We start from the raw sequence: 2,896 nt of genomic DNA on the forward strand, positions 1-2,896 counted from the left end.
TTGTTTTTGCCGGCGTGGGGGGTGCACCCCTTGATGCGGCGGGGGCGCGCGGTGGGGGCCGGGGTGGGCGGGGCTGGGGACGGCGGCAGGGCAGCGGCCATGTCCACGCTGCGCGGCAGGCTGCACCTGGCCCGCGTCGACCTCATGACCGAGACCGGCGCCCAGGTGCGCGCCCTGCACGCCACCGCCCGCGCCGAGATCGACCGGGCGCCGCGCGCCGAGCTGCCCGACTATCCGCTGCGCCTGCAACAGGCCGTCACCGACCTGACCGCGGTGGTCGACCGCGCTCTCGACCACCGCATCGGCGAGATCGGCAGGCGCGTCGACACCGCCGTCCCCCCGGCCGCCACCGGGGTCGTGCGCGCGCCCGGTGAATCCCGGGTGGTTCCGCGGGCCGGCGTCCACGGCGAGTCCGGTCCCCGCCCGACCGAGGTGCTCGGCCAGGGCACCGAGGTGCTCGACGCGCGTTCCACCCCGGCTCGGGGACGCGGGCGGGAACCGGCCCCGCGCGTCGGCCCCGACCCCGAACCGAGGCCGACGGGGGTGGAAGACCACTTGATGGTGGCGCTCGGCGCCTCGGCGGGCGCGGGTCTCGGCCGGTTGCTGGTCTCGCCGCTGTCGCTGGTGCCCGCGTTGGAGGTGGCGAGCGTTCCGGTAACCCTCGCGCTGGGCGGCCTGGTCGCCTGGTGGGTGGTGCGCGCCCGCAGGCAGGTCGCCGACCGCGCGCATCTGCGTCAGTGGGTGGCCGAGGCGCTGGTGACGGTGAAGGCCCAGTTGGAGCAGCGGGTGGCGACCGCGCTGGTCGAGACCGAAACCGCGCTCACCGAACAGGTGATGCGGACCTGTGCGCAGCGGGTCGTCGACAACGACCGCAGGGTGGCGGAATTGGAGGCGCGGATACGCCGCGCGGCCGCCGAACGTCCCGGTCAATTGGCCGCATGTGAACGGGACATCGCACTACTCGAGCAATACCTGGCAAACCGGGGCCGATAGCCGACGCCGATACCCGATGCCCGGTCTCGAATCGACAGTCGTAGGGTGTCGCGGCTGTTGAATAGGTCACTGAATGGGTACATATTGCACAACCCGGCTCTGTTCCAGTCGTCACGTCACGTTAACCTCTAATCAGGAACCCGGGCGTCCGCTGCGTCCTCGGTGCGCCGTCCGAGCCGGGGCCGCGTGTCCTCAGGCCGTAGCGGGTGCCGTGAGCCGCCCATCTCAGGAGAGTTTTCATGACCTCAGCGACCATTCCTGGTCTTCGTGGATCCGACGGCCAGGCGCCGACCGAGCACAGCGAACTTCTCGCCTGGGTACAGGAAGTGGCGGAGCTCACCCAGCCGACCAGGGTCGTCTGGGCCGACGGTTCCGATGCCGAATGGGAGCGGCTCACCGATCAGCTGGTGGCGGCGGGCACCTTCAAGCGTCTCGACGAGAAGAAGAAGCCGAATTCCTTCCTGGCGCTGTCCGACCCCTCCGACGTCGCGCGGGTGGAATCGCGCACCTTCATCTGCTCCAAGAGCGAGGCGGACGCGGGCCCGACCAACAACTGGGTCGATCCGACCGAGATGCGCGCGACCATGACCGAGCTGTACCGCGGCTGCATGAAGGGCCGCACCATGTACGTGGTGCCCTTCTGCATGGGCCCGCTGGACGCTGAGGACCCGAAGCTCGGCGTCGAGATCACCGACTCGGAGTACGTCGTGGTCTCCATGCGCGTGATGACCCGCATGGGCAAGGCCGCGCTGGAGAAGCTGGGCGCCGACCGCCCGTTCGTGAAGGCGCTGCACTCCGTGGGCGCCCCGCTGGCCGAGGGCCAGGCCGACGTGCCGTGGCCGTGCAACGACACCAAGTACATCACCCACTTCCCCGAGGACAGGGAGATCTGGAGCTACGGCTCCGGCTACGGCGGCAACGCGCTGCTCGGCAAGAAGTGCTACTCGCTGCGCATCGCCTCGGCCATGGCCCACGACGAGGGCTGGCTGGCCGAGCACATGCTGATCCTGAAGCTGATCTCGCCGGAGGACAAGGCCTACTACGTGGCCGCGGCGTTCCCGAGCGCCTGCGGCAAGACCAACCTGGCGATGATCCAGCCGACCGTCCCCGGCTGGCGCGCGGAGACCCTTGGCGACGACATCGCCTGGATGCGCTTCGGCAAGGACGGCCGCCTCTACGCGGTCAACCCGGAGTTCGGCTTCTTCGGCGTGGCGCCGGGCACCAACCACAGCTCCAACCCGAACGCGATGGCGACCATGGAGGCGGGCAACACCGTCTACACCAACGTCGCGCTCACCGACGACAACGACGTCTGGTGGGAGGGCCTCGAGGGCGAGCCCGACCACCTGATCGACTGGAAGGGCAACGACTGGTACCTCCGCGAGACGGAGACGCTGGCCGCGCACCCGAACTCCCGCTACTGCACCCCGATGTCGCAGTGCCCGATCCTGGCGCCGGAGTGGGACGACCCGCAGGGCGTGCCGATCTCGGCCATCCTGTTCGGCGGCCGCCGCAAGACCACCGTTCCGCTGGTGACCGAGTCCTTCGACTGGCAGCACGGCGTGTTCATGGGCGCCACGCTGTCCTCGGAGCAGACCGCCGCCGCCGAGGGCAAGGTCGGCACCGTGCGCCGCGATCCGATGGCCATGCTGCCGTTCCTCGGCTACCACGTCGGTGACTACCTGGATCACTGGATCCAGCTTGGCAAGAACGCCGACTCGAACAAGCTGCCGAAGATCTTCTACGTCAACTGGTTCCGTCGCGGCGAGGACGGCCGCTTCCTGTGGCCGGGCTTCGGCGAGAACTCCCGCGTGCTGGAGTGGATCGTCGGCCGCATCGAGGGCACCGCCTCGGCCGAGGAGACCGTGATCGGCAACGTGCCGCGCGCTGCGCACCTCGACCT

General features: G+C 69.9%; 2 protein-coding genes. Both read left to right on the forward strand.

The annotated features are described in order from the left end of the window. The first annotated feature begins 99 nt into the window (after positions 1 to 99). Positions 100 to 993, forward strand: coding sequence for a hypothetical protein (locus QH283_RS03950; RefSeq protein ID WP_280501654.1), 894 nt, complete (start codon positions 100 to 102; stop codon positions 991 to 993). A 239-nt stretch (positions 994 to 1,232) separates the two neighbouring features. After that, on the forward strand, positions 1,233 to 2,896 hold a 1,664-nt coding region (locus tag QH283_RS03955), incomplete at its 3' end, for a phosphoenolpyruvate carboxykinase (GTP) (RefSeq protein ID WP_280501655.1).

Origin of the sequence: Nocardia farcinica (assembly GCF_029867845.1) — a bacterium.
Taxonomy (GTDB): domain Bacteria; phylum Actinomycetota; class Actinomycetes; order Mycobacteriales; family Mycobacteriaceae; genus Nocardia; species Nocardia farcinica_A.

Coding starts and splice junctions, on each gene's coding strand:
- QH283_RS03950 (WP_280501654.1), top strand. CDS start 100: ATGTCCACGCTGCGCGGCAGGCTGCACCTGGCCCGCGTCGACCTCATG.